At 47.3% G+C, this 26154-nt stretch carries 17 protein-coding genes, 1 tRNA gene, 1 pseudogene and 1 other annotated feature; of the genes and pseudogenes, 14 read left to right on the plus strand and 5 right to left on the minus strand.

The window, feature by feature from the left end:
- Positions 1-57: 57 nt before the first annotated feature.
- The 3 genes from QUB63_RS28240 (at position 58) to QUB63_RS28250 (ending at position 5634) form a co-directional block, all read left to right on the plus strand.
- Positions 58-3393: a non-ribosomal peptide synthetase gene (locus tag QUB63_RS28240; protein ID WP_332948689.1), complete on the plus strand. Its 3336-nt coding sequence runs from the start codon at positions 58-60 to the stop codon at positions 3391-3393.
- Between the two features lie 337 nt (positions 3394-3730).
- Positions 3731-5167 carry a PepSY-associated TM helix domain-containing protein gene (locus QUB63_RS28245; protein WP_332948690.1) on the plus strand — a complete coding sequence of 479 codons (1437 nt, stop codon included), beginning with the start codon at positions 3731-3733 and terminating at the stop codon, positions 5165-5167.
- 380 nt (positions 5168-5547) lie between these two features.
- Complete coding sequence (locus QUB63_RS28250) at positions 5548-5634, plus strand: IS1/IS1595 family N-terminal zinc-binding domain-containing protein (RefSeq protein WP_332948743.1); 87 nt, start codon at positions 5548-5550, stop codon at positions 5632-5634.
- Here QUB63_RS28250 and QUB63_RS28255 read toward each other — a convergent pair.
- Together QUB63_RS28255 and QUB63_RS28260 are read right to left on the minus strand one after the other, a co-directional pair.
- Positions 5618-6355, minus strand: coding sequence for a 2-phosphosulfolactate phosphatase (locus QUB63_RS28255; RefSeq protein ID WP_332948691.1), 738 nt, complete (start codon positions 6353-6355; stop codon positions 5618-5620). The two genes, QUB63_RS28250 and QUB63_RS28255, sit on opposite strands and share 17 nt — an antisense overlap.
- A 149-nt stretch (positions 6356-6504) precedes the next feature.
- Positions 6505-7605 (minus strand): alpha/beta fold hydrolase, encoded by a 1101-nt coding sequence (locus QUB63_RS28260; RefSeq protein WP_332948692.1) that lies wholly within the window; start codon positions 7603-7605, stop codon positions 6505-6507.
- Between the two features lie 163 nt (positions 7606-7768).
- Here QUB63_RS28260 and QUB63_RS28265 point away from each other — a divergent pair, with 163 nt between their 5' ends.
- The 3 genes from QUB63_RS28265 to QUB63_RS28275 all read left to right on the plus strand — a co-directional run bounded on the left by QUB63_RS28265 (position 7769) and on the right by QUB63_RS28275 (position 17264).
- On the plus strand, positions 7769-12778 hold the full coding sequence (locus QUB63_RS28265; RefSeq protein ID WP_332948693.1) for an amino acid adenylation domain-containing protein: 5010 nt from the start codon (positions 7769-7771) through the stop codon (positions 12776-12778).
- Positions 12779-12783: 5 nt separating this feature from the next.
- Positions 12784-16878, plus strand: coding sequence for a non-ribosomal peptide synthetase (locus QUB63_RS28270; protein ID WP_332948694.1), 4095 nt, complete (start codon positions 12784-12786; stop codon positions 16876-16878).
- A gap of 149 nt (positions 16879-17027) precedes the next feature.
- Positions 17028-17264, plus strand: a complete 237-nt coding sequence (locus QUB63_RS28275; RefSeq protein WP_332948695.1) for a hypothetical protein — start codon at positions 17028-17030, stop codon at positions 17262-17264.
- A 70-nt stretch (positions 17265-17334) separates the two neighbouring features.
- Here QUB63_RS28275 and QUB63_RS28280 read toward each other — a convergent pair whose 3' ends face one another.
- Positions 17335-18729, minus strand: coding sequence for an inorganic phosphate transporter (locus tag QUB63_RS28280; protein ID WP_332948696.1), 1395 nt, complete (start codon positions 18727-18729; stop codon positions 17335-17337).
- 67 nt (positions 18730-18796) lie between these two features.
- Between QUB63_RS28280 and rplS the strand changes: the two genes are divergently transcribed.
- The 8 genes from rplS to rplL all read left to right on the plus strand — a co-directional run bounded on the left by rplS (position 18797) and on the right by rplL (position 23539).
- Positions 18797-19180 (plus strand): 50S ribosomal protein L19, encoded by a 384-nt coding sequence (gene rplS / locus QUB63_RS28285; protein ID WP_332948697.1) that lies wholly within the window; start codon positions 18797-18799, stop codon positions 19178-19180.
- 132 nt (positions 19181-19312) lie between these two features.
- Positions 19313-19385, plus strand: a tRNA-Trp gene (locus tag QUB63_RS28290).
- A 332-nt stretch (positions 19386-19717) separates the two neighbouring features.
- Positions 19718-19951, plus strand: coding sequence for a preprotein translocase subunit SecE (gene secE / locus QUB63_RS28295; protein ID WP_293128199.1), 234 nt, complete (start codon positions 19718-19720; stop codon positions 19949-19951).
- Entirely contained in the window at positions 19948-20586 is a 639-nt protein-coding gene (nusG, locus tag QUB63_RS28300; RefSeq protein WP_332948698.1) for a transcription termination/antitermination protein NusG, read from the plus strand. Before secE ends, nusG begins: the two co-directional genes overlap by 4 nt.
- 3 nt (positions 20587-20589) lie before the next feature.
- Positions 20590-21018 carry a 50S ribosomal protein L11 gene (gene rplK, locus QUB63_RS28305; RefSeq protein WP_332948699.1) on the plus strand — a complete coding sequence of 143 codons (429 nt, stop codon included), beginning with the start codon at positions 20590-20592 and terminating at the stop codon, positions 21016-21018.
- Positions 21019-21396: 378 nt separating this feature from the next.
- Positions 21397-22110: a 50S ribosomal protein L1 gene (gene rplA, locus QUB63_RS28310; RefSeq protein WP_332948700.1), complete on the plus strand. Its 714-nt coding sequence runs from the start codon at positions 21397-21399 to the stop codon at positions 22108-22110.
- 109 nt (positions 22111-22219) lie between these two features.
- Positions 22220-22391, plus strand: a sequence feature (ribosomal protein L10 leader region).
- Between the two features lie 29 nt (positions 22392-22420).
- Positions 22421-22990: a 50S ribosomal protein L10 gene (gene rplJ, locus QUB63_RS28315; RefSeq protein ID WP_332948701.1), complete on the plus strand. Its 570-nt coding sequence runs from the start codon at positions 22421-22423 to the stop codon at positions 22988-22990.
- A gap of 162 nt (positions 22991-23152) precedes the next feature.
- Complete coding sequence (rplL, locus tag QUB63_RS28320) at positions 23153-23539, plus strand: 50S ribosomal protein L7/L12 (RefSeq protein WP_332948702.1); 387 nt, start codon at positions 23153-23155, stop codon at positions 23537-23539.
- A 292-nt stretch (positions 23540-23831) separates the two neighbouring features.
- On the opposite strand, the gene crtD is transcribed toward rplL, so the two are convergent.
- Positions 23832-25421 carry a C-3',4' desaturase CrtD gene (gene crtD, locus QUB63_RS28325; protein ID WP_332948703.1) on the minus strand — a complete coding sequence of 530 codons (1590 nt, stop codon included), beginning with the start codon at positions 25419-25421 and terminating at the stop codon, positions 23832-23834.
- A 271-nt stretch (positions 25422-25692) separates the two neighbouring features.
- Positions 25693-26154, minus strand: a pseudogene (locus tag QUB63_RS28330) (CopG family transcriptional regulator); the annotation flags it as partial.

Here is a 26154-nt window from a genome sequence, read left to right on the forward strand (position 1 = left end):
AAAGCCACCCCGCGCCATCAAAAAATTAACACATCCCATCCCCCAAGAGCAACAGATATGGCATCCGAAATTTATGACAATTCCTTTACAAGCGATCGCCCAAACCTGAATATTTCTGACCAAACCGAAGTATTTGTCTTTCCCGCATCATTTGCCCAGCAGCGCTTGTGGTTTCTCGACCAATTCGCACCGTCCAACCCTTTCTACAATGTAGTAACAGCACTGCGCTTAACCGGTTCCCTCAACTTGAGAGCCTTAGAGCAAACCTTCAACGAAATAGTGCAGCGCCACGAAACTTTGCGAACCACTTTTGCAGCGGTATCCGGCAAACCAGTGCAGATAATTTCTCCCGCTTGCCCGATAAATTTACAAATATTAGAACTGCAACATTTACCGCCAGAACAGCGGCAAACAGAAGCCAAGAAACTCACCGCCGCCGAATCTCTTCGCCCTTTCAATTTATCCACCGGGCCGCTGATGCGACTCACCATCCTGCGGCTGACAGAGAGCGAGCATATTCTGCTGCTAAATATGCACCACATCGCCTCCGATGATTGGTCTATCGGCGTGCTAATACGCGAAATACAAGCTATCTATACAGCTTTGATAAATCAACAACCATCTCCCCTGCCAGAATTATCGCTGCAATATGCCGACTTTGCCGAATGGCAGCGCGAATGGCTGCAAGGAGAAGTATTAGAAACTCAGCTAGCTTATTGGCGGCAGCAATTGCACGGGATTTCGGCGTTAAATTTGCCGACCGATCGCCCAGCACCAGCTCGGCCAAATTATCGCGGCAAAACTCAATATTTAGAACTGCCGAAAAAGCTCGCAGACTCACTCCTAGCGCTCTCCCAGCGAGAAGGAGCGACTTTATTTATGACATTGCTCGCCGCATTTCAAACTTTGCTTTACCGCTACTCGCAGCAAGAAGATATTGTTGTCGGTTCGCCGATCGCCAATCGCAACCTGAGCGAAATAGAAGCATTAATCGGTTTTTTTGTCAATACTTTAGTGCTGCGAATAGACTGCTCGGGAAACCCGACATTTCGAGATTTTTTGGGCCGGGTGCGGGAAGTAACCCTGGGAGCTTACGCTCACCAAGATTTGCCTTTCGAGAAGCTCGTCGAGGAATTGCACCCCGCTCGCGAGTTGAACCGCCACCCGCTGTTTCAGGTAGTATTCGGTTTGCAAAATGCGCCTGTGGACGAGCTAGAATTGCCAGAATTAAAGTTGAGTTCTTTCCATTTGGAGACTCAAACAACGCGCTTTGATTTAGAGCTGCATTTGTGGGAAGCTGCGGATAAGTTTAGGAGCAGGTACGGCGAACAGTGGGAACATTCGGAAGGCCTGAGAGGCGTAGCTGTGTACAATCCCGATTTATTTGATGAAATTACGATCGCCCGAATGCTGAAACATTTTAACACGCTGCTGGAAAGCATTGTAGCCGAGCCAGAACAAAGAATCGCTAACTTACCTTTATTGAGCGAGGCTGAAGTGAATCAATTATTAATAGAATGGAACGATACTCGGACAGATTATCCTCAAAATAAGTGCATTCATCAGTTATTTGAGGAGCGGGTAGAGCAGCATCAGGAGGATGTCGCCCTAACTTTCGACAGCCAGCACCTGACTTACAGAGAACTCAACAGCAAAGCCAACCAACTGGCGCGCTATTTACAAAAACAGGGCGTGGGGGCGGAGGTTTTAGTGGGGCTTTGCGCCGAAAGATCGATCGACCTAATTGTGGGGATGCTGGCTGTACTGAAGGCTGGAGGCGCTTATTTACCGTTAGATCCGAGCTATCCGCGCGATCGGCTAAACTTGATGCTGGAAGATGCGGGAGTTAAAGTCTTGTTAATTCAAGATAAATTGATGGACAATTTCCGAGACTTCTCGAATTCGGTGATTAAGTGCGATCGCGACTGGGAACAAATCGCCCGAGAAAGTACAGAAAATCTCCCCAACACCGCAACCGCCGATAACCTAGCTTACGTCATTTACACATCAGGCTCCACCGGAAAACCCAAAGGAGTTGCTGTCACCCACAAAGCAGTAAATCGGCTGGTACTCAACACCAACTACATAAAAATAGAACCTACCGATAAAATTGCCCAAGCATCAAACGCTTCATTCGATGCAGCCACCTTCGAGATTTGGGGAGCCTTGCTCAACGGCGCTCAAGTCGCAATAATTAGCACAAACATTACCCTGTCGCCTCACGATTTAGCCTTAGAACTGCGGCAACAAAACATCACAATCTTGTTTTTAACAACCGCCTTGTTCCAACAAATTGCCCGAGCTTTACCGCAAGCGTTTAATTCCTTGCGCTGCTTGCTGTTTGGCGGCGAAGCGGTCGATATTAGATGCGTGAGAAAAGTTTTAAAACAGGTGGAAAGCACTAAATTAATTCACGTTTACGGCCCGACAGAAAATACCACATTTTCGGCTTATTACGAGGTGCGAGACGTACCGGAAACCGCAACATCTCTCCCGATCGGGCGCCCGATCGCCAACACGCAAATTTATCTCCTCGATGCGGATTTGCAGCCAGTGGCGATCGGTGTTACAGGTCAATTGTACGTCGGCGGTGACGGACTGGCGAAAGGCTACCTCAACCAGCCTGATTTAACTGCTGCTGCATTCATTCCCAATCCTTTTAGCAATAAATCTGGTTCTAGCCTTTATAAAACAGGTGATTTAGGTCGCTATCGGGTTGACGGCAACATCGAGTTTTTAGGCCGCGTTGACGACCAAGTAAAAATTCGCGGCTACCGCATCGAGTTGGGAGAAATTGAAGCGGCTTTGTGCCAGCATCCACAAGTGCGCGAAGCAGTAGTAATTGTCAGGGAAGACATCCCCGACGATAAACATTTGGTAGCTTATGTTATTCCTGACGGCATTAATGAAAAATTAGAAATTCCAAATCTTAAGTCAAGTGACTTGCGCCAATTTTTGAAAGAAAAGTTACCAGGATATATGGTTCCTGCAACTTATGCAGTGTTGGAGTCCATGCCGCTAACGCCCAACGGCAAAGTCGATCGCCGCGCATTACCTAAGATAGATGCAGACAGCGAGGATCTAACAGAAAATTATGTAGCGCCTCGGACCGATCTCGAAAAGGCGATCGGGAATATTTGGGCTAAAGTTTTGGGAAAACAGCAGGTTAGTATCTACGATAATTTCTTTGAACTAGGCGGGCATTCCCTGCTAGCAACTCAGTTGATTTCTCGCATCCGAGACGCTTTGCAAGTCGAGTTATCGGTCAGCAATTTGTTTGAGGCTCCGACTGTGGCGAGTCTGGCAAAATACATTGAAACAATGCGCTGGGCTGCGAAAGGTTTGGATACTCCCAGAACTGACGAAAATGAGCGAGAAGATGTGGAATTTTAAGGGCTTACATAATTGCGGGATGATTTTGATGGTTTTGTGGAATGACGCCCTAGTCGCAGCAATCTCAATCTTTTTCGCTGAGGGGATGACAACCCTCCTCAAACCCTGATGGAGTAAAGATTGAGCATCGCTTATGCTAAAAAAAGATAGGCAGCCTTAACTGAACGGTATTGCAATAGACTGGTCTTTAGTTACTTTCCCTGTTGAATAAATCTTCATCAAGATTACTGGCGGCTAAAAACTTCAGAAGCAGCAACTCTGTTTGACAGCCTGTCTTTTGACATTGTTCATACTTGTGTAGCATAATGGTTTTTTATCGATATTTTAGCAAACCACAATGAGTAAATTGAACAGCGTTTTGAACCCTTCACTGGTTGCTGAACCTCCCAGTAATCGTTTTTATCGCACCGTTTGGCGATGGCACTTCTATGCAGGCTTGTTTGTTATTCCTTTCATGCTGATTTTGTCAATCACAGGCATCATTTACCTGTTTAAACCGCAATTAGATGCTGCGATGTATCACCAGAATATGTTTGTGCAGCCTGCGGATGTGGTGATGCCTTATACTCAACAGGTGGCAGTTGTTCAACGAACTTATCCTGATGCCAAAGTAACAAAATTTACGCCGAGCGTTGCGTCTAATCGTAGTGCTGAAGTGACGATCGCGACTAAAGATGAAAGAACACTAGCCGTTTTCGTGAATCCTTATACGGCTAAGATTTTAGGCGATCGCGATGAAAATAATAATCTCCAAGCGATCGCCCGCAAGATTCACGGCGAACTGATGATCGGAAAATTGGGAGATTATTTAGTAGAGCTTGCTTCCTGTTGGGGACTGATTTTGCTAATTACCGGATTATATTTATGGTTGCCTCGCGGCAAAGTAAATTTTTTAGGAACATTAATTCCGCGTGTGTGGAGCCAGAATAAGCGGGTATTTTGGCGGGACTTACACGCCGTTTCGGGATTTTATGGCGTATTGCTAATTGGCTTTCTCATCATTAGTGGACTACCCTGGACAGGTTTTTGGGGAGATACCTTCGCTCGTTTGTCGAGTCACTATCCTGCACAAATGTGGGATAACGTGCCTCAATCGACAACACTCACAGGCTCGCTCAATCAACAGGGCAATCTAATTGTGCCTTGGGCAGTAGAGCAATTACCAATTCCAAAATCTAGTAAGCCTGGAGAAAAGCATCATTCAGGACACAACGAAATTATCAGGGGAACTCCTGCTGGTACGTCCGTAAATCTAGATTCTGTTGTAACTTTAGCCCAAGCAAAAGGCGCACCCCCTGGATTTAGTGTTAGTTTTCCAGAATCCCAAACGGGTGTGTACACGGTTTCGGCATTTCCCAATAATCCGGCGCAAGAAGTCACTCTGCACATCGATAGATACAGTGGCAAAGTGTTAGCAGATGTGCGGTGGAAGGATTACGGGTTAATACCCAAAGCCGTAGAAATGGGAATTTCCATTCATATGGGGAAATATTTTGGATTGAGCAATCAACTGCTGATGTTGTTTGCAGCGTTAATTGTGATTGTGCTTTCAGTCAGCGGTACGGTGATGTGGTGGCAGCGTCGTCCGAAAGGGGCGGGTTGGCTGGGTGCGCCTGCAATGCCCACTCATGTTCAGGGATGGAAAGTGCCACTCGCAATCGTTGCTGTTTTAGGGATTGCCTTCCCGCTTGTAGGACTTTCACTCGTCACCGTTGTGCTGTTGGATTATTTCGTGTTGGCTCGTATTCCTGCCGTCAAGCGCATTTTCAGTTAAAGGTGGGAGGGTAACAAAGAGGTCTAGGAAGTAAACCGAATCAGTGCGTAGGTTGGGCGCCGAGGGAAGGAACCCTCCGTTTCACTTCGCCCAACCTTTTCGCTACAATTTTCCTTAACTGAACCGTATTGAAATATGGTGCGCCTAGTACGCCGATTACACTCACGCTCCAGCAAACCCAAACGCAGATCGGCCTTAATATCATAATGAAGGCAATCCGATCGCCCTAGACGCTCAATCAATCCTATTTCAACAATATCAAATTGTGCAACGCCGAATTTTAAGGTATCCCCAGCCAGAACCTACAGGATTTGGTAGTCCTGCATAGCAAGGAAAATGTGTTATAATTTCACTATTTCAACTACCTTAAATTTGAGCTTATGAATTGTCCTAAGTGCAACTCTGAATACATATTGAAAAATGGTCGCACTCACTCCGGAAAACAAAATTTTAAATGTCGAGATTAATGATGCTTTGATTTAAATAAGCTCCGTCTCGAAGTTTCGGGACAGCGTTGCTACAGTTGAATTGAGCTACAAGTTTTACATCCTCACTAAAACCACGCTCGGTAAGTTCTTTACCAGAAGAGCAGCTAAATAGCGCAGAATCAAGGCAATGTTGAACATCCTTAAAGACTGATAGCGCAGCTCGTGCTTCCGGAGACTTAGTTCCTTTTAGATAACTTATAATTGCTCCAGCACCTATTAAGTCTTCAATAGCGGGGCGGAGAGTTCCGTCCTCCCACCTTTCACCTGCAGGAATCACCGCAACAGAACCGCCGAGTTGAGCAGTATATTCAGCCACAGCCAAACAATTTCGCAGACACCCCGCCAGAGTATGCTTGCCCATACTTGCAAGCGTTAATGTTGAGCCATTGGGAGATGGTAGAACGAGCTTAGTATTGGCAGCTATACCAACAAGTGAGGAAGGAGAAAGGGAGAATTGACCAGAGAACCGGCGCTTGAAGCTAGCTAGTTGAGCATTTTTCAACCTCGCGTATTCAACAGCAGTATCATCTTTCCAACGATAAGGAAATATTATTGCACCATTATGTACGGCTATGTCTACACATGTTGAAAAAGACATCACATCTATAATGATAACAACGTCGCTGATTGGAGAAAGCTTTTCAACTCCTTGCATTCCCCATTCACAACGAACGTCGAATTCTGATTGCTCATAAAACATTGCTGATTTTCCCTTGTATTGACCAACATCTGAGGGTAGTCCTGCAAAAGCAATGATGCAAGTCGATATAACCCTGCCTGCATAAGGATTGAGAAAACGAAAAACCTTACTTGTGCACCACTACCCAGGATTTTAAGTCACATTTTTAGTCACGAAATTTCAGTGCAGAATGCTCTGACAGCTTCTGCAAACTTCTGGTTATGCTCGATTAATGCCATGTGTCCTCCTTTCTGTATAGTAACTAGCTCTGCTTGAGGTAATTCTGCTTTCATTCGCAGGCTAGCTGGGGGCGTAGTGGCAATATCTGAATCGCCGCAGATCACCAACACAGGAATGTCAATTGATGGCAAAGTTTTTGTTTCGTCAAATTTGAGCATTCCCAGTGTGCCGCGAGCGAGAACGCCGGGAGAACCCAAGGCTGATAAGAAAGCTGAGAAATCTAATTGACCGCGCGTTTCAGTGCCTTTAAATCCCGATACTTCTACACTGATGTACAGTGAACCATTGAGATAGCTCAGCCAAGTCATTCCCCACATAATCGGTTCAAGAGCTATGGTGAGGTAGAGCAGAGGTTGGAGCAGCGGCTTCTGCAAAGCGCGTAATAAACCGCTAAAAATAGCAGTTTTGAGGGGATTAGTATAAGTCGTATCTACCAGAATTAAACCAGCTACTCGACTACCGAGAAGTTCTGGGAAAAGCCGACTGAATGTTAGAGAAATCATGCCGCCCATGCTGTGTCCGAGTAGGATAACAGGTTTATTTCCTGCTATGGCAATGACGGCTTCGAGATCGCGGGCAAATTTTTCTAGGGAGTAGTCGCTGTTTTTTGGTCGAGTGGATTTTCCCAAACCTGGAAGATCCCAAACAATCACTCGGTAGCGATCGCTTAGTTGCCGTTTCGCGTAATACCAAACCATACTGTTCGGCCCCCAACCATGTGAGAGGATAATCGGCTGTCCGTCCTCTGGGCCGTAGAATTCTACTTGTAAAATAGTGCCATCAGGCCTCTCTACCCGCTGCACCGTACCCGTCCGCGTCGGCTTCGGTTCGTCAGCACCGGGGCGGCGGAACAGCGGCAAACTGATAAAGCGGCCACCAACAGACCAAAGAACCATCAACACTCCGCTGACTAAGTAGGAAATCCCTACAAGTTCGCCTATGTACCATTCATAGAGAATGTATATACCTCCGCCAAGTACGCCGACGGACAGCAGTCCCACCAGCCATAGGAACAGGAAATTGAAGGGCATGAACGGCATAAGCTGAAACCTTGGGTAGAATTTGGGTTGCGGATTCAAACAGAATCATACTCAGGTTAGGCCACAGTCGGCAAGCGGTAAGTTAAGCTCTTAACTTGTGCGCTGGTGGAATTTCTTTGATTGATTTGCCCAAGTAATGACAGGATGACTCAAAATGCCCGAGCCAAAAATATCGAGTTCATCGCCAAATGCCAGAGATTTTGTCAGGGTGGAGTTAGTTGAGTTTTTATCTTACCTTCGCAGTCTAGATATTAATATTTTTGTTGAGGGCGAGATCCTGCGCTGCAACGCTCCCGAAGGAATTATTACACCAGAACTGCGCTCCGAAATTTCTCATAAAAAAGCCGAAATTGTTTCCTTTTTAAAAGCAGCTAATCGTACTTCTAGTTTCACTCCTACACCGATTGTTCCTATGGGGCGGGACGGAAATATACCGCTTTCCTTTGCACAGCAGCGCTTGTGGTTTCTCGACCAATTAGTCCCGAACAATCCTTTTTATAATGTTCCCGCAGCATTGCGTTTGACAGGTTCGCTCAATTTTTCGGCGCTGCAACAAACCTTCAATGAAATTGTGCGCCGCCACGAAGCTTTACGCACGACTTTAGCAGTAGTTTCGGGGCAACCCGTTCAGAGAATAGCTGCTGCTTTTCACGTCCCGATTAATGTAGTGGACTTGCGAAACTTGCCAAAGGAATCTCGACAAACTGAAGCAAACCGGCTCACGGCCCAGGAAGCTCAACGCTCTTTCAATTTGTCCAATGACTTGTTGCTGCGAGTCACATTGTTGCAGTTAGATGACGCCGAATATTTACTAATGCTGAATATGCACCACATTGTCTCCGATGGTTGGTCTATCGGAGTGCTTATTCAGGAATTAGGCGCGCTTTACACGGCATTTGCTAGCGAAAAACCTTCGCCTTTACCGGCTTTGTCGATCCAGTACGCTGATTTTGCAAAATGGCAGCGCGAATGGCTGCAAGGGGAAGTTTTAGAAACGCAGCTTGCTTACTGGCGACAGCAGTTAAACGGCATTTCTATGCTAAATTTGCCTGCGGATAGACCCAGGCCAGCAATTCAAAGTTACCGAGGCAAAAGGCAATTTTTGCAACTGTCAAAACAACTGAGCGAGGCTTTAGAAACGTTGAGCCAGCGCGAAGGAGTGACGCTGTTTATGACAATGCTGGCAGCTTTTAAAACTTTGCTTTACCATTACGCGCAGCAAGAAGATATTGTTGTAGGTTCGCCGATCGCCAATCGCAACCGCAGTGAAATAGAAGCATTAATCGGTTTTTTTGTCAATAGTTTGGTTTTGCGTACAGATTTGTCGGGAAATCCAACTTTTCGGGAACTTTTAAACCGAGTCAAAGAGGTAGCATTAGGAGCTTACGCTCACCAAGATTTGCCGTTTGAGAAGTTAGTAGAAGAACTGCACCCCGATCGCGCGTTGAACCAAAATCCCTTATTTCAGGTGGCGTTTGCGCTGCAAAACGCGCCGGGGAATCGGTTAGAATTGCCAGAATTAACACTGAGCCCGCAGCAGTTAGATGTAGGTACAGCGCGGTTTGATTTGGAGTTTCATTTGTGGGAGCGATCGCCCAACAGCTCGGGAAGCAACCAATCGCCCAGCAATAAGCTGTGGGTTGATAGCTCGGAGGGTATCAGCGGCATGGTTATTTACAGCGCCGATTTATTTGAGGAAGCTACGATTACCCGTCTGATCGGGCATTTTCAAACTTTGTTAGAAAGCATTGTGACAAATCCCGAACAGCGCATAGCAAACTTGCAATATTTGAGCGCTCAAGAGGGCTATCATTTGTTAGTTGAATGCAACAATACTCAGGCGGATTATCCGCAAGATTTGTGCATCCATCAGCTATTTGAAATGCAGGCCGATCGGACACCGGATGCGGTGGCGCTGGTATTTGGAGAGGAGCGAGTCACCTATCGAGAGCTAAATCTCCGCAGCAACCAACTAGCACATTATTTGCAAAAAATGGGGGTTGGGGCGGAAGTTTTAGTCGGGCTTTGCTGCGGGCGATCGCTCGATCTGATCGTGGGGATGTTGGGTATCCTGAAAGCGGGAGGAGCTTACTTAATTTTAGATCCGAGCTATCCTGCTGAGCGATCGAGCTTTATGATAGAAGATGCTCAAGTGTCAGTATTGCTTACCCGCCAGGGAATAAATTCCCTGTCTAATAGCGAAAGTCGTCTAAAGACGACTGAAGGAGGACAAGTTTCCAGTCGGCTGAAGCCGACTTCAGCTATGAGCCAGGGAATTTATTCCCTGGTGGATGATGGCGAAGTGCAAAATTTAGAAACACAGTCAGATGATAAAATTCACCCTCCAAGGGTTATTTTTCTAGACACAGACTGGGAGATGATTTCCCAAGAAATCGCCGACAATCCCACCAGCGCAGCCACAGCCGAAAATCTGGTTTACGCGATTTACACTTCCGGTTCCACGGGAAAGCCGAAAGGAGTGGAAATTGAGCACGGAAGCTTGTTAAATCTCGTTTTTTGGCATCAAAGAGAGTTTGGGGTGTCAGCGGGCGAGCGAGCCACGCAAATTGCAGCGATCGGCTTTGATGCTTGCGGGTGGGAAATTTGGCCTTATCTCGCCGCCGGATCTAGCATCTACTTTCCAGAAGATGACATCAGGCGAGATCCTGAAAAACTGCAAAACTGGTTAGTATCAAAAGCCATCACCATTAGCTTTTTGCCAACACCTTTAGCCGAGAAAGTTTTGCTATTAGATTGGCCTCCAAATACAGCTTTGCGAATCTTGCTCGCAGGCGGCGAAAAACTGCAACAACATCCTTTAAAATCCCATCCATTTAAGCTAGTAAATAATTACGGCCCAACCGAGAACACCGTCGTCACAACTTCCGGTTATATTCCTGCAACAGAGCAAACAGACATCGCCCCGACAATTGGCCGCCCCATTGCTAACACTCAAATCTACATATTAGACAAATATTTGCAGCCCGTACCAATGGGCGTTGTTGGCGAATTGTATATCGGCGGAAACGGACTCGCTCGCGGCTACCTCAACCGCCCAGATTTAACCGCACAAAGCTTTATTCCCAATCCTTTTCAACCAAATTCACGAGAGCGAATTTACAAAACAGGCGACTTAGCGCGCTACCGCAGCGACGGCAATATTGAATTTGTGGGACGCATTGACGAACAAGTAAAAATTCGCGGTTTCCGCATCGAATTAGGAGAAATCGAGACAGTATTAACTCAACATCCGGCGGTGCAGCAAACTGTAGCCACAGCTTCGGAAGATGCACAGGGAAATAAACGTTTAGTAGCTTATATTGCCCTGAAGGCCGAATATAGCATTGCCAATGAAACCAACCAAATCGTGCAACTGCAATCAGAACAGGTTTTGCAGTGGCAAATGCTCTACAATGAAACCTACAATCAACCAGCCACCGACTCAGATCCAACATTCAATATTGTCGGCTGGAATAGCAGTTATACGAATCAGCCAATCCCAGTAGAACAGATGCGCGACTGGGCGAACAATCAAGCCGCCCAAATTTTAGCTTTGCAGCCGGATCGAGTCTTAGAAATTGGGTGCGGCACAGGCTTGATGCTGTTCCAAATTGCGCCTCGCTGCACTCAATATTGCGGCACAGACTTTTCACCAATTTCGCTCAATTACATTCAGCAGCACTTGGCCAATCAACAGTTAGCTAATGTAACGCTGTTGCAGAAAATGGCGGCTGATTTTGCAGGAATAGAGACAGCAGCTTTTGACGCGGTAATTCTAAATTCTGTCGTGCAATATTTCCCGAATATCGACTATCTCGTCCAGGTGCTAGAAGGTGCGGTGAAAGCAACTGCTCCCGGCGGCTTTATATTCATCGGAGATGTCCGCAGCTTGCCGTTGCTGGCTGCTTTCCACGCTTCGGTACAACTGTATCGAGCCGAACCTTCTCTCGCTGGCGAACAGTTGCAGCAGCGAGTACAAATGCAAATTTTTCAAGAAACAGAGTTAGTTATTGCACCTGATTTTTTTAGCGCATTACAGCACCGCTTTCCGCAGATTGGCGGCGTAGAGATTCAATTAATTCGCGGTAGTTACCACAATGAGTTAACTGATTTTCGGTACAATGCTATTCTGCATATTGCGTCGGAGAAAGATCCCCCCAACCCCCCTTACGAAGGGGGGCTAAGAAGTCTCTCTAACTTTTCTGACAAAATAGAGTTTCAGAACCGCCCTTTTCAAGCTCTGCAGGGGGGAGCGAAACGGCTGGATTGGTCGGCTGAAAATCAGAATCTGACTGTTACCAAGGTGCAACAAATATTATTGCAAAATCAACTCGATGTTTTAAGAATTGCTAATGTGCCTAATGCGCGGGTAACTGCAGCAGTTAAGGCGGCAGAATTGCTGTCAGTTGTCGATAAATTTGCAACAGCCGGTCAGTTGCAAAAAGCCCTGGAAAAACTCGATGATTTAGGAGTAGATCCCGAAGCGTGGTATGCTTTGGAAGTTCCGTATAATGTTAATATTGCTTGGTCTAATTCCGACAGTGAAGGGCGCTACGATGTAGTGTTTGCACGGGGCGAAACCAGAGATTTTGTGCGAGAAACCAGAAGCGATAACTTGCGTCCTTGGCGCTCTTATGCTAACAATCCCTTACAAGCTAAAGCAGCGCGGAAATTAGTGCCACAGTTGCAGGCTTATCTAGCAGAAAAACTGCCGGAATATATGGTTCCGTCGGCTTTTGTTGTGCTGGAGTCGCTACCTGTGACGGCTAACGGAAAGGTCGATCGGCTCGCTTTGCCTGCACCGGAGCCGGTTAAGTTAGAATGGGCTGGCGGTTATGTTGCGCCTCGGACTTCTGTTGAGGAAGCTTTAGTAAAAATTTGGGCTGAGGTTTTGGGGATAAAGCGAGCGGGTATCCGGGACAATTTCTTTGAATTGGGAGGCCATTCGCTGCTGGCGACTCAGCTTGTTTCGAGAGTGCGAGATGCTTTCGGGATAGAGTTACCTTTGCGCAGCGTTTTTGAAGCACCCACAATCGGAGAATTGTCTGAGGTTGTTGAGAGTTTAAAGGACAAAAATGCTAAAAGTGAAATTCCGGCTTTAGTGCCGATTTCGCGCGATAGTCGGCGGCGGAAGCTATCATCTTTTAATCGAGAAAGTAAATAAAAACGATGGCTGTTGAACAGGGTGCAATTTCGATAAATATGCAGCAAGAAACAGAAGTTTTTGTCTTCCCCGCATCGTTTGCTCAGCAGCGGCTTTGGTTCCTCAATCAATTAGCACCGGGCAATCCTTTCTACAATGTTTCAACCGCACTTTGCTTGACAGGTTCTCTCAACTTAATGGCGTTAGAGCAAACCTTTAATGAAATTGTGCAGCGGCACGAAAGTTTGCGCACTACTTTTGGGATGTTTGAAGGGGAACTCGTGCAAATTATTGCTCCAATTCTCACAGTATCCCTTCCCACAATCGACTTACAAAATCTCTCGCCCACTCAGCAGGAAACCGCAGCGCTGCAACTCGCAACTGATGCCGCGCAAAGTCCTTTCGATTTGGCCGCCGGGCCGTTATTTAAAATAACGCTGTTACAACTGGGTGAAACGGAACATATTTTGTTGCTGAATTTACATCATATTGTGGCTGATGGTTGGTCGATTGGAGTGCTAGTTCGAGAGCTGGGAACGCTCTACACGGCATTTGTTAAAAACGGGCGATCGCCTTTGCCAGAACTGCCCTTGCAGTACGCCGACTTTGCAGAATGGCAGCACCAATACTTGCAGGGCGATGTATTAGAAACCCAGTTAGCTTATTGGCGCAAGCAGTTAAAGGGAATTACCGCGATCGATCTACCGACAGACAAGCAAAGGCCTGCCGTTCCATCCTACCGGGGCGCTAAACAATCGATCGCGCTATCACCTGCTTTGAGCGAGGCACTAAAGTCGTTGAGCCAGCAAGAAGGCGCGACTTTATTTATCACCCTGCTGGCCGCTTTTCAAACTTTGCTGTACCGCTATACACGACAAGCAGATATTGCAGTAGGAACGCCGATCGCCAATCGCAACATGAGCGAAATAGAAGCATTAATCGGTTTTTTTGTCAACAGTTTAGTGCTGCGCGCCGATTTATCGGGAAACCCAACTTTTCGGGAACTATTGCATCGGGTAAAAAACGTCGCCATGACAGCCTACGCGCACCAAGATTTGCCTTTCGAGAAGTTGGTTGAGGAATTGCACCCCGATCGCGAGTTGAGCCGCAATCCCCTGTTTCAAATTAGTTTCAGCCTGCAAAACACCCCTGTAGCAGCGCTGGAATTGCCGGGAATTGCTTTTAGGGCGATCGACTTTGACGCGGGAACCGCCAAGCTGGATTTAGAGTGCAACTTGTGGGAAGATGCAGGAAGCATTCACGGGCAATTTATCTACAGTACGGACTTATTTGATAGCGCCACAATTGCGCGGATGGCGGGACATTTTCAAACGCTGCTGTCAGCGATTGTTGCTAATCCCCAACAGCGCCTCAGCGACTTGGCTTTGCTGACAGCGCCAGAATACCAGCAATTATTAATTGATTGGAATGACACTCAGAGAGATTATCCGCAAAATCAATGTTTCCATCAGCTATTTGCAGAGCGAGTCGAGCGTGAACCCGATGCTGTCGCCGCCGTCTTTGAAAACCAGCAGTTAACCTACCGCCAACTCAACAGCAAAGCCAACCAACTCGCACGTTACTTGCAGCAATTGGGAGCCAAATCCGAAGTTTTAATTGGTCTTTGTGTAGAACGTTCTTTAGACGCGATCGTCGGAATTTTAGGCATTATCAAAGCAGGCGCAGCGTATCTGCCTTTAGATCCAAATTATCCTCAAGAGCGCGTTAACTTCATGTTAGAAGATGCTGGCGTGTCGATTTTGGTAACTCAGCAGCACTTAGCAAAAAACTTAACTCAGGGGGAATATTCAGTAGTTTGTTTGGACGCCGACGCAGAAATTATCGCCCAACAAAGCCCAGCTAACTTAACTACAAATATCCTACCAGAAAACCTAGCATACGTAATTTATACATCCGGTTCAACCGGAACACCCAAAGGCGTTTTAATCGAACATCGCGGACTTTACAATTTAGCCTTAGCTCAAAGAGAAGCTTTTAACTTAAATTCAAATCACCGCGTTTTGCAATTCGCCTCCCAGAGTTTTGATGCTTCAATTTTTGAGATTGTCATGGCCTTGGGAACCGGAGCAACACTTTACTGTGCCAAGAAAGAATCTTTGTTGGCGGGAACAACATTAATCCAATTTTTGCAGGACAATGCGATTACCCACGCTACCTTCCCGCCTTCGCTGCTAGCTGTGCTTCCAAGCGCCGAACTTCCCGCACTGCAAACAATTATCTGTGCTGGCGAATCCTGTTCCCAGGATGTGGTAAAACGCTGGGCTTCTGGGCGCAGATTTTTTAACGCTTACGGCCCTACAGAGGCGACTGTTTGGTCGAGTTTTGCTGAAATTGGCGATTCCCTGCGGGATAGCTTCGCTTCACGCAAAAAACCGCCAATCGGCCGCCCAATTGCGAACACTCAACTGTATATTTTAGATGAAAATTTACAGCCCGTACCCGTGGGAATTCCCGGTGAATTGTACATCGGCGGTGCTGGTTTGGCGCGAGGCTACCTGAAGCGCCCCGAATTAACCGCCCTGCGCTTTATTCCTAATCCGTTTAGCCAGAAAGCAGGAGAACGAATTTACAAAACAGGTGACTTAGCTCGCTATTTACCCGATCGCAATATTGAGTTTTTAGGACGCACTGACGCACAGGTAAAAATTCGCGGTTATCGCATAGAATTGGGAGAGATTGAAGCGCTGCTAATTCAGCATCCAGCAGTCAAAGAAACAGCGGCGGTTGCTGAAGATGACTTGTCGGGAAACAAGCGCTTAGTTGCTTATGTCGTCCCCGATCGCGATCGGGCGCTCAATCCCTTGGAATTGCGCTTGTTTCTCCGGAAAAAGCTGCCCGCTTACATGATTCCTCAGGCGTTTGTGGCGATCGCATTTCTGCCCCTAACTCCCAACGGCAAAATCGATCGCCGGCGCCTAAGAACACTGGGAAATCTCACTAGCAATTCAACAGATAAAAGCTGCATTGCACCTCGCACGCCAACCGAATCAACCCTCGCCCAAATTTGGTCAGAAATCCTCAACACCGAACCCGTTGGTATTCGCGACAACTTCTTCGATTTGGGTGGAGATTCCCTGCTAGCAATCCGCCTGATTAATGAGATTAACCAGCAATTCGAGCGCGAGTTGCCGCTGTCGTCTCTGTTTCTAAATCCGACAATTGAAGGTTTAGCAGATTCGCTAGATTCAGGAACAAATTCTCGGGAATGGTCGCCTTTAGTGGCAATTAAACCGCGCGGAAAAAATCCGCCATTTTTCTGCGTCCATCCCATTTTTGGCGTCGTATTTCCTTATTGCGAGCTAGCATTTCAGCTAGGAGAAAATCAACCGTTTTACGGGCTGCAACCTAAAGGGATTGACGGCGAAAGTTCTCCGCTAACTCGCATTGAAGACATGGCGGCTGACTACATCGCAGCCTTGCGTACAGTTCAACCAAAAGGGCCTTATTTTTTAGGAGGCTGGTCTTTTGGCGGTTTGGTGGCTTTTGAGATGGCTCAACAGTTGCTCGCAGCGGGGGATGAAGTGGCTTTGCTTGCTGTGCTGGATCTTTTGGCGCCGGTTGCTGCTAACAAACCTTCTTTTTGGGACGGTTGCAAGTTTATTGTGACTACTGTTTCGCGCTCTATCTGGCCTTTTGTAGTCGATTATTTTCGCTTGGGTGCTGCTGCGGAAAATGTGCAATTTGGCGGTATTGCGGCGCGGTTTCCGAAATTAAATAAGCTGCTTAATTGGGTAGCTAATTTTTGGCAGCGCTGGAATTGGAAACAGGCGGTTATGGTTAGCATTTTATCTCAGGAGTCAAAGGAAAAAAGCTGGCGCGAGCTGGCAATTCCCTCGATGTTTACTGTATTTCAGGCTAACAGTCAAGCAACTCTCAGCTATGTACCGAAAGTTTATCCGCACCGAATTACTCTGTTTAGATCGGGGGAAAAGCTGAGCACGAGCCATCAAGATCCGACTCTTGGCTGGAGCAAATTAACGACGGAACAAGTAGAGGTGATTCGAGTTCCGGGGAATCACCTGACTATGATGAGAAAGCCCTGTGTGGAGGTGCTGGCTCGACAGCTAAAGCATTGTTTGGAGAAGAAATTAAGTGATTGAGCGGCCGTTGGGCTTGCTTGTGCTCAGAAACCGGGTTTGATGTTCTCCATTGCTATTAGTGAAGTGGGCAATCTGATGTCCGGTAAAATCACCGTTATCACGTTTGTAGTTAGGATGTCAAAAAATTGCGATCGCCCGAAGAACACTTTGTGCAACTAGAAATCATACTGCAGCGTCACGCTGAAGCACTCGAAGCCGAAGTCCGAGCTTTGCAAGCAGCCGACGAAACCGCCCAGTGGCCCGCTGACTGGAAGCGTTGCTATAATTGGCGTTTCGCTCAAATTTTCGCGTCTGTGAAGATTTTTCGCAACTGGGGTGCGGATGCTGCGGCTTGGAAACTGCTGCCTTCGCGAGTTTATCCCAATCGAGGCAATCAGAAAGATTAGTATGTTGTCAGTTGACAGTTGTCAGTTGACTGTTGACTGTTGACTGTTGACTGTTATGAAATGCTTCAATCTAAAATCGCGCAATCCATTGGGCGATGCTAAAAATGCTAGCACCCAAACCCGCGGCGATCGGGATTGTCACCACCCAAGCCGAAGCAATTGACTGCAAAGTTTGCCAACGTACTGTTTTCCAACCTTTAATCAGCCCGACTCCAACAACTGCACCGACTAAAGCGTGGGATGTGGAAACCGGCAAACCCAAACGGGATGCTAATAATACTGTGGTAGCTGTGGCTAATTCCGCGCAAAATCCGCCGCTGGGTTGCAGTTGGATGATGTTTTCGCCGACTGTGGCGATGACTTTTTTGCCCCAGATGGCTAAGCCGATGACTATTCCTGCGCCTCCAAGGACTAAAATCCACAGAGGAACACTGAAATCCTCTAGGGGAAAGGAACCTGTGCGCTGGATGTAGGCGATCGCAGCTAAAGGCGCAACTGCATTCCCTACATCGTTTGAACCGTGCGCAAATGCCACAAAACAAGCACTCAACACCTGAAATCTCGCCATTTGTTGCTCGATCGAAGAATGTCTGAGGGGGGGAGTGGGAGAGGGGGAGAGGGGGGGAGTGGGAGAGGGGGAAAATATTCCCTCTTGTTTATCCGTTACATCCGTTACATCCGTTACAAAATCCGCTGCCGAACCTTCCTTCTCTAATTTTTTCCAGCTATTGAGCGAAAGCCCGATCGCCCCAATACTGCCGATAGCAATCACAATATCGTGAATTGGCAGATTCCAGCCAAATGTATCGCGCGCGAAGTCGATCGCCCCTGTCTGCACCAAAGCGACATCCACAACAGAAGGCAGTACAATTATCCCAAATACGCTCAGCAGCGCTGCACTCAGCCAAGGTATCCACTCGCGCAGTTGAAATAAAGGATCGGGGCGATCGAGAATCCAATGCTTCACCCCACTATAAAATAGTGCAGCTAAAACACCGCTAGCAAAAGGTGTCGCCACCCAAGTTAACGAAATCCTGCCGATAATCGGCCAATCAACCGCATGAATTCCGGCGGCTACCCAGCTAAAACCTGCGATCGCGCCCACCACTGCATGAGATGAAGAAACCGGCAAACCTCGACTGGTAGCGATTTGCAGCCACAAGCCGCAAGCTGCTAGCACTGACACCATCCCGATTAAAAATAGTTGCGGTTTGTCTGCGAACACTTCTGCATTCACAACTCCTGTTGCTAGAGTTTCGGAAACTCCTTGCCCGAACAGCACTGCGCCGGAAAATTCCAGTATCCCTGCAACAATTATTGCTTGCCGCAGCGTTAGCGCCTTCGAGCCTACCGATGTCCCCATGGAGTTCGCGACATCGTTGGCCCCCAAGTTGGCGGCGACGTACAAGGCTAGTGCTGCGATCGCCCCGAGTTGCAGAAATACGACCAAGGAGGTATTTAACATAGAAGTTTTTTGACATAAATCTGGCAGTTCGATATATGATAAGGGATTGTGAGTTTTGGAAAATCCCATGAAAGGCGCAGAAATAATCCGTTCCATCGAGACGGAAGAAATAAATAGAGTCAAGGTAGAACTAAATAAACAGCTCCCCGAAATTTACGTAGGCGACACCGTGCGCGTCGGCGTGAGAATTAAAGAGGGTTCCAAAGAACGGGTTCAGCCCTACGAAGGGACTGTGATTGCTATGCGCAACGGCGGCATTAATGAAACAATCACCGTGCGCCGCGTGTTTCAGGGCGTCGGCGTGGAACGGGTGTTTTTGATTCACTCGCCCCGCATCGCAACTGTCCAAGTCATGCGCCGCGGTAAAGTCCGCAGAGCTAAACTTTACTACCTGCGCGATCGCGTGGGCAAAGCTACTCGCGTCAAACAGCGGTTCGATCGCGGACTGTAGGAATGCACCCAGCTTCCTCTTGGTGAGAGAGAAAATGGGAAATTGAAAAATTTAAAAAAAAGTTTCCCATTTCCGAGCGCACTGTGTTAAAATAGAAATCTAGAGGTTAAGCGAATCAGCAACCTCACCTGTGCGCTCTTAGTTCAGTTGGTAGAACGCAGGTCTCCAAAACCTGATGTCGGGGGTTCAAGTCCTCCAGGGCGCGCTGAATCACCAAAATTTTAATTCTGCCCGAAAGCGCCCGGATAATTGGCCCGAAACAGCCGAAACCGCAGACTTTCGGGTAGAATTAATTTTTGTGGGCGGTTCGCAACAAAGGCCATCAACAAATGCTCGGTGTTGCTTCTCGATCGTCTGTTTGGGCGATCGGCACATACACCGTTAGATGGGTTGAGCTTGTAAAAAAGTGCTGGCTTTCGATTTGAGATTTTGGACTTGGGCGTAAGTGGTTAGTGTCAAAAAATCAAAGAGCCGATCGCCACTCACAAAATCTAAAATCTAAAATCTAAAATCTGAAATCGCAAGGGGGATTCGATCGTGGCGAAAAAAGACGAAGCTCAAGAAACTCAAGAAATGACTGCGCCGGGGTTCGATCCTGCGGGTTTTTTTAAGGAAACTAGAGAAGAACTCGATAAAGTGGTCTGGCCGAGCCGCCAGCAGCTAATTAGCGAGTCTTTGGCCGTGCTTTTGATGGTAATCCTCTCAGCCAGCCTGATCTATTTGGTGGATAACTTCTTTAACTGGGGCGCAGGAAAGGTGTTTGGGCCATGACTTTTGCATCAGAAGAATCTGATTATTCCACAGAAGCGACGGGACAGGCAGCATCGCCAGATGTGCCGGAGATTCATGCTCGCTGGTATGCTGTTCAGGTGGCCTCAGGCTGCGAGAAGCGCGTGAAGGCAAACTTGGATCAGCGGATTCAAACTTTGGATGTTGCCGATCGCATCGTTCAAGTCGAAATTCCGCAAACTCCGGCGATAAAAGTCGGCAAAGACGGTTCCCGGCGGCAGTCAGATGAGAAAATCTTCCCTGGCTACGTACTCATCCGTATGTTTATGGACGAGGATACGTGGCAGGTGATCAAAAATACCCCGAATGTAATTAATTTTGTCGGGGCCGAGCAGAAACGCCGCTACGGGCGCGGCAGGGGTCACGTCAAACCGCTACCTCTGAGTCATTCGGAAGTAGAACGGATCTTCAGAAACGCTCAGGAATCAGAACCGGTTGTCAAAGTATCGATGTCTGCTGGAGACCACGTTGTGGTACTTTCCGGGCCATTTAAGGATTTTGAAGGTGATGTGATTGAAGTTAGCCCGGAACGGAACAAGCTCAAAGTTTTACTCTCGATTTTTGGGCGCGATACGCCTGTAGAATTAGAGTTCAATCAGGTTCAGAAACAGAACTAACTAATGGCAAAGAAAGTTGTTGCAGTAATTAAGTTGGCGATTACAGCGGGAAAAGCCAACCCAGCTCCTCCGATCGGCCCGGCTCTGGGTCAGCACGGCGTCAATATCATGATGTTTTGCAAGGAGTACAATGCTAGAACCGCAGACCAAGCAGGTCTCGTGGTTCCGGTAGAAATTTCGGTTTTTGAAGACCGCAGTTTTACGTTTATTCTCAAAACCCCCCCGGCTTCGGTTTTGATTCAAAAAGCTGCTGGCATTGCTAAGGGTTCGGGTGAACCAAATCGCAAGCAAGTAGGGACAATCACACAGGCTCAGTTGCGAGAAATCGCTGAAACTAAGATGCCTGACCTTAACGCTAATGATGTTGAAGCTGCTATGAAAATTGTAGCGGGAACAGCTAAAAACATGGGCGTGGCGATCGCGGACAGTTGACAGTTGACAGTTGACAGTTGACAGTTGACTCCGAAAGCAGTTGGCAGTTGGCGGCAATCAATCGTCAGAATCGGAAAAATTTTAGATTGGCAACGATCGGCTGATAAGTTCAATCTAAAATCCAAAATCGAAAATCCAAAATCGAAAGTCGATTCAGGGGGAGAAGCAAAGCTTCGCTAGGAATCGCAAATGTTTTAGATTTGTGAAAAAACCGCAACGGTTCAATCTAAAATCTAAAATCTAAAATCTAAAATCGGTTCAGGGGGAGAAGTAATACTTCGCTAGGAATCGAAAAGTTGTAGATTTTAAGATTGTCCGATCGGTTCAATCTAAAATCTAAAATCTAAAATCTAAAATCGACTGACCCCAGAGATAACAATGGCAAAGAAAGTATCCAGAAGACTGCAAGAACTTCAAAAGAAAGTTGAAGAGAGACCTTACCTACCGCTGGAAGCTCTGCAACTTTTGAAAGAAACAGCAACGGCCAAGTTTGGCGAATCTGCTGAAGCTCACATCCGTTTGGGAATTGACCCGAAATATACTGACCAACAGTTGCGGACAACTGTATCGCTGCCAAAAGGCACTGGTCAAGTAGTCAGAATTGCGGTGATTGCTAAGGGCGAAAAAGTTAAAGAAGCTCTGAATGCCGGCGCGGATATTGCTGGTTCTGAAGAGTTGATCGAAGAAATTCAAAAGGGCATGATGGACTTCGATTGTCTGATTGCTACCCCAGATGTGATGCCTTTGGTGGCAAAATTGGGTCGGTTGTTGGGCCCGCGCGGTTTGATGCCTTCTCCGAAAGGCGGCACGGTGACGGCTGACATTGCTCAGGCGATTAACGAATTCAAAGGTGGTAAACTAGAATTCCGTGCCGATCGCACAGGCATCGTTCATGTTATGTTTGGCAAGGCAGCTTTCTCAGCGGAAGATTTGCTGGTCAACCTTCATGCTTTGCAAGAAACTGTTGACCGCAACCGTCCTTCGGGCGCGAAAGGTCGCTACTGGCGCAGTTTGTACGTATCCGCAACCATGGGCCCGTCTATCGAAGTCGATATCAGTGCCCTGCGCGATACCAAACTTGATGCTGCTTAGAAAGTATTGAGCATTCGGCAGAAGGTAAAAGACAGCTTCGGCTGTCTGTGTAAATCTCTCGCGAGATTTGCTCCATACCCTTGCTAATGTCTGCCGGATGGTGATAGCCTAATCAAAAATCAATAAGCTGAAGACCGCAGGTGCCGAGTGCTTAATTTCCTGCCGAGGCTGAAGAAATAAAAAGTCAAGAAAATAAATTAAAAAGTTCTATCTTTTAATTCCTAATTCTTAATTTTTAATTCTCTGCCCCGGCTATAAGGTTGGGGTTTTTGATTGGCAGTTTGAGATCCTAAAAGGAGGTGAAATAAGTATGGGCAAAAGTTTAGCAGTAAAAAATGAGATTATTGCAGACCTCAAGCAAACCTTGAGCGAATCTCAACTGGTAATCGCGATCGACTACAAAGGCTTAACTGTTGCTGAAATCACAGATTTGCGGCGGCGTTTGCGTCCGAAAGGCAGCAGTTGCCAAGTGGCAAAAAACACGCTAATGCGGATTGCTGTTGAAGGCAATGAAACATGGCAGCCGATACAGGAATTGCTGACAGGTACGTCGGCATTTATGTTCGTGCAAGAAGATATTGGCGGCGCGATTAAAGCTTACCAAGAATTCCAAAAAGTCTCTAAGAAGACTGAACTTCGCGGCGGCGTGATGGAAGGACGGGTGCTGAAAGAAGCTGATGTTAAAGCATTAGCGGATCTGCCGTCGAAGGAACAACTCATGGCTCAAATTGCTGGCGCTATCAACGGTGTCGCAACCAAGTTGGCTGTGGGTATCAATCAAGTTCCAACTTCGATCGCGCGCGGTCTCAAAGCTTATGCTGAAAAAGACGGCGATGCAGCAGAAGCACCCGCAGAAGCAACAGCAGAAGCAGAAGCATAAACTGCTTAGTCATTAGTCATTAGTCATTAGTCTTTAGTCATTAGTCTTTAGTCATTGGTGTTGATTGACACGCTGACGAATGGAGACAACAGACTAATAATTAACGATCGCAAATCCCAAATCCACAATCCAAAATCTAAAATCGAACTAGGAGTTCAAAAAATGTCTACTGCAACTGACGAAATCTTAGAAAAACTGAAGACTCTGACTTTGCTCGAAGCTTCTGAATTGGTCAAGCAAATTGAAGATGCTTTCGGCGTCAGCGCTGCTGCTGTAGGCGGCGGCATGATGATGATGGGCGCTCCGGCTGCTGCTGCTGAACCAGAAGAAGTACAAACTGAATTCAGCGTGATTCTGGAAGAAGTTCCTGCTGACAAGAAAATCGCAATTCTGAAGGAAGTCCGGGCGATTACCGGTTTGGGTCTGAAGGAAGCGAAAGACTTGGTAGAAGCCGCACCGAAGGCAGTTAAGGAAGCTATTGCTAAGGAAGCTGCTGAAGAACTGAAGAAGCAGCTTGAAGCTGTGGGCGCAAAGATTGCTATCAAGTAGTCATAGACTGTAGCCGACAGGTTTCTACCTGTCGCTATCTGACCTCAGTTTGCTGGTGCAGGCTGAGGTTTTTTTGGGTTGGTGCGATCGACAAATATAGAAGACGGGCGCGGTTGAAACCGCGTCGATACAGACGAAACCCTAGAAGAGCGGGTTCAAGACGGGCGCGGTTGAAACCGCCGTCTTTTTCTTCAGTCGCCGTCCGGCGGACATTGTTCGTGTAGACGCGGTTTCAACCGCCGTCGGATCTTCGTTCGTGTAGACGCGGTTTCAACCGCTGTCGGATCTGCGATCAAAACTCAGCCTCCATCTGCCGCACGACTGTTAAAGCAGAATAGGAAACACCGGCAGTTCCTTCTCCCGGATGGGTGGAGTCGCCGACTAACCAGAGGTTTTTAATTGGCGTGCGGTTGGCAAATCCGAAGGGGCCGAAGGTTGGTATTCGCTGGCCGATGCCGCCTACAACGCCTCTATCGCGCGCTGTGTAGCGGGCAAAGGTGCGAGGCGTTGCTGATTCTTGGTGTACAATTTTTTCGGGCGTCAAATTGAAGTATTCGCTCAAACGGGCGATCGCCCCTTCAGCGTATTTTTGCTTCAATCCTTCATAATCAGCGGAATTCCACCACATTCGAGTATCAGTAAAAGACGAAGCGATTATTGTCGCCATACCCTGCGGTGCTCGGCCGTCGCCCCGATGGCTGACAGAAACAAATAATGAATTATTCTCCCCAATCTCGCCGTCGTAATCGTAGAGAAACTGAAGGTGCGGCGGACAATTTGCTGGAATTGCACTTTCATGCACTCCTAAATATATCACAAATGCGCCGGATGCGGGCGGCAATTTATCAACTCGATATTTGTAGCCTGCCATTTGATTTGGCAGTTGGTTTGTTGTCTCGGAATTATCTGTTAAAGTTTCTAAAACAGGCTCGCTTGACATCAATTTTACTAGATTTTGCGCTGTCACGTTGGCAACAATGCGATCGGCAGTTTCTGTCCAAACTTCGCCTGTTTTTTGATTGCGAATCACTGTACCCGTAGCTTGGCCGTTTGTGGTGACAATACTTTCAACGGTATGCCGCAACAAAACTTTGCCGCCGTAAAGCTCGATCGCGCTTACGAGTCGATCGCTCAACACCTGCATACTTCCTTGTAAATGATACAATCCCTGCGGCTCTTGCGAAACTCCTAAAGCCGTCGCCGCGTAAAGCAGCGCCGTTTCTTCGGTATCAACTTGAGAATACAATTTTAACTGCAAATCCAGAAAAGTTCTCAAGCGCAAATTGTCGCCCAACCCGCACAGCCGCAAAGCATCTCCCACCGTCATAAAAGTGAAAGGCAAAGTAATTAAAGTATCGGGGCGAACTGCTTGAATTAATTGCCAGAAATCCCAGAAGTTTCTCGGCGGTAAAACTGGATCGCGCCCTTGAAATTTCCAGCTAGCTTGGAACAATGCAGACAATAATTGCCAAAAAGGTTCGCTTCCGGGAAACTGCCGCTGTCTTTCTTCCTGCCACTTTTGCGGATCTCGCCACACGCTAATCGGTGTCGTTTCTCCCGGTAAAAATACCGCACAAGCGGGATCGCAGGGTGTGGCGGGGGGAAGTTCTATTTCTAATTCTGAGAAAATTCGGTGGTGAATGCCTCCGGGTTCCAATCCTGCAACCTGCGTGGCGCCGACATCGAAGGTAAAGCCTTTGCGTTTGAAGGTGGAAGCGCATCCTCCGGGGACGATCGCCTGATCTAAGACTAGCACTTTGTATCCTCTGCGGGCGAGCAGGGCTGCTGCTGTCAGCCCGCCGATGCCGGCCCCAATTACCGTGACGCGGCCCTTGGTGTCTGCTGGACTGGATTTGCTCCGAGGAGTGCGATCGCTCATCATAATTTATTTATTGTAATATTTCTTAATATTATGCTCATATTTTGGAATAAAAAGCTTCTCCAGTTACACCCACACTCCGGCAGGGACTTAAGTCCCTGCCTCAAAGTGAAAGTCCTCTGAAGAGGACTGAAGAACTGATTAGTTGTATGGAAGACGACTCTTGCATACAACTAAAGAACTCCTGAGTCCTCTTCAGAGGACTTCTGCTATTAGCCAGGGACTTAAGTCCCTGGCGGTCTTTCGGGTAAACTTTCACGAAATGGTATTAGAATCAGGGACGGCGCCACTTGTTGAGATAAGCTTCGCCAATCCCAGCCACAGCTTGCATTTGAGCTAGCTGTTCCCGTAAAGCTTTGATGGTTCTTAGCTGTTCTTGAGACTGTTGCTGCAAAGCCTCGTAATTTCGCTGTTTCGCAGCACTCTGGCTCAATTGATCTTTTAGAGAGTGGAACTCGGTCAGTTGAACTTGCAAGTTGCCGATCGTACTTGACGTTTCTGCTAACTGGTGCTGCAAAGCTTCGTAACTCGACTTCGATACAGTTTCCTGCAATTGGCTTTCGAGATTTTGCTTGTCGGCTAATTGCTGCTGTAAAGATGCGATCGAACTTTCTTTTTCGCCGAATTGATGCTGCAAAGATTCCAAATCGCTCGACTTAGAGGCTAGTTGCTGCTGCAATTCGTTGGCCCAATGTTCTTTTTCGCCGAATTGATGCTGCAAAGATTCCAACTCGCT

The sequence above is a fragment of the Microcoleus sp. ARI1-B5 genome (assembly GCF_036705795.1).
Classification (GTDB): domain Bacteria; phylum Cyanobacteriota; class Cyanobacteriia; order Cyanobacteriales; family Microcoleaceae; genus Microcoleus.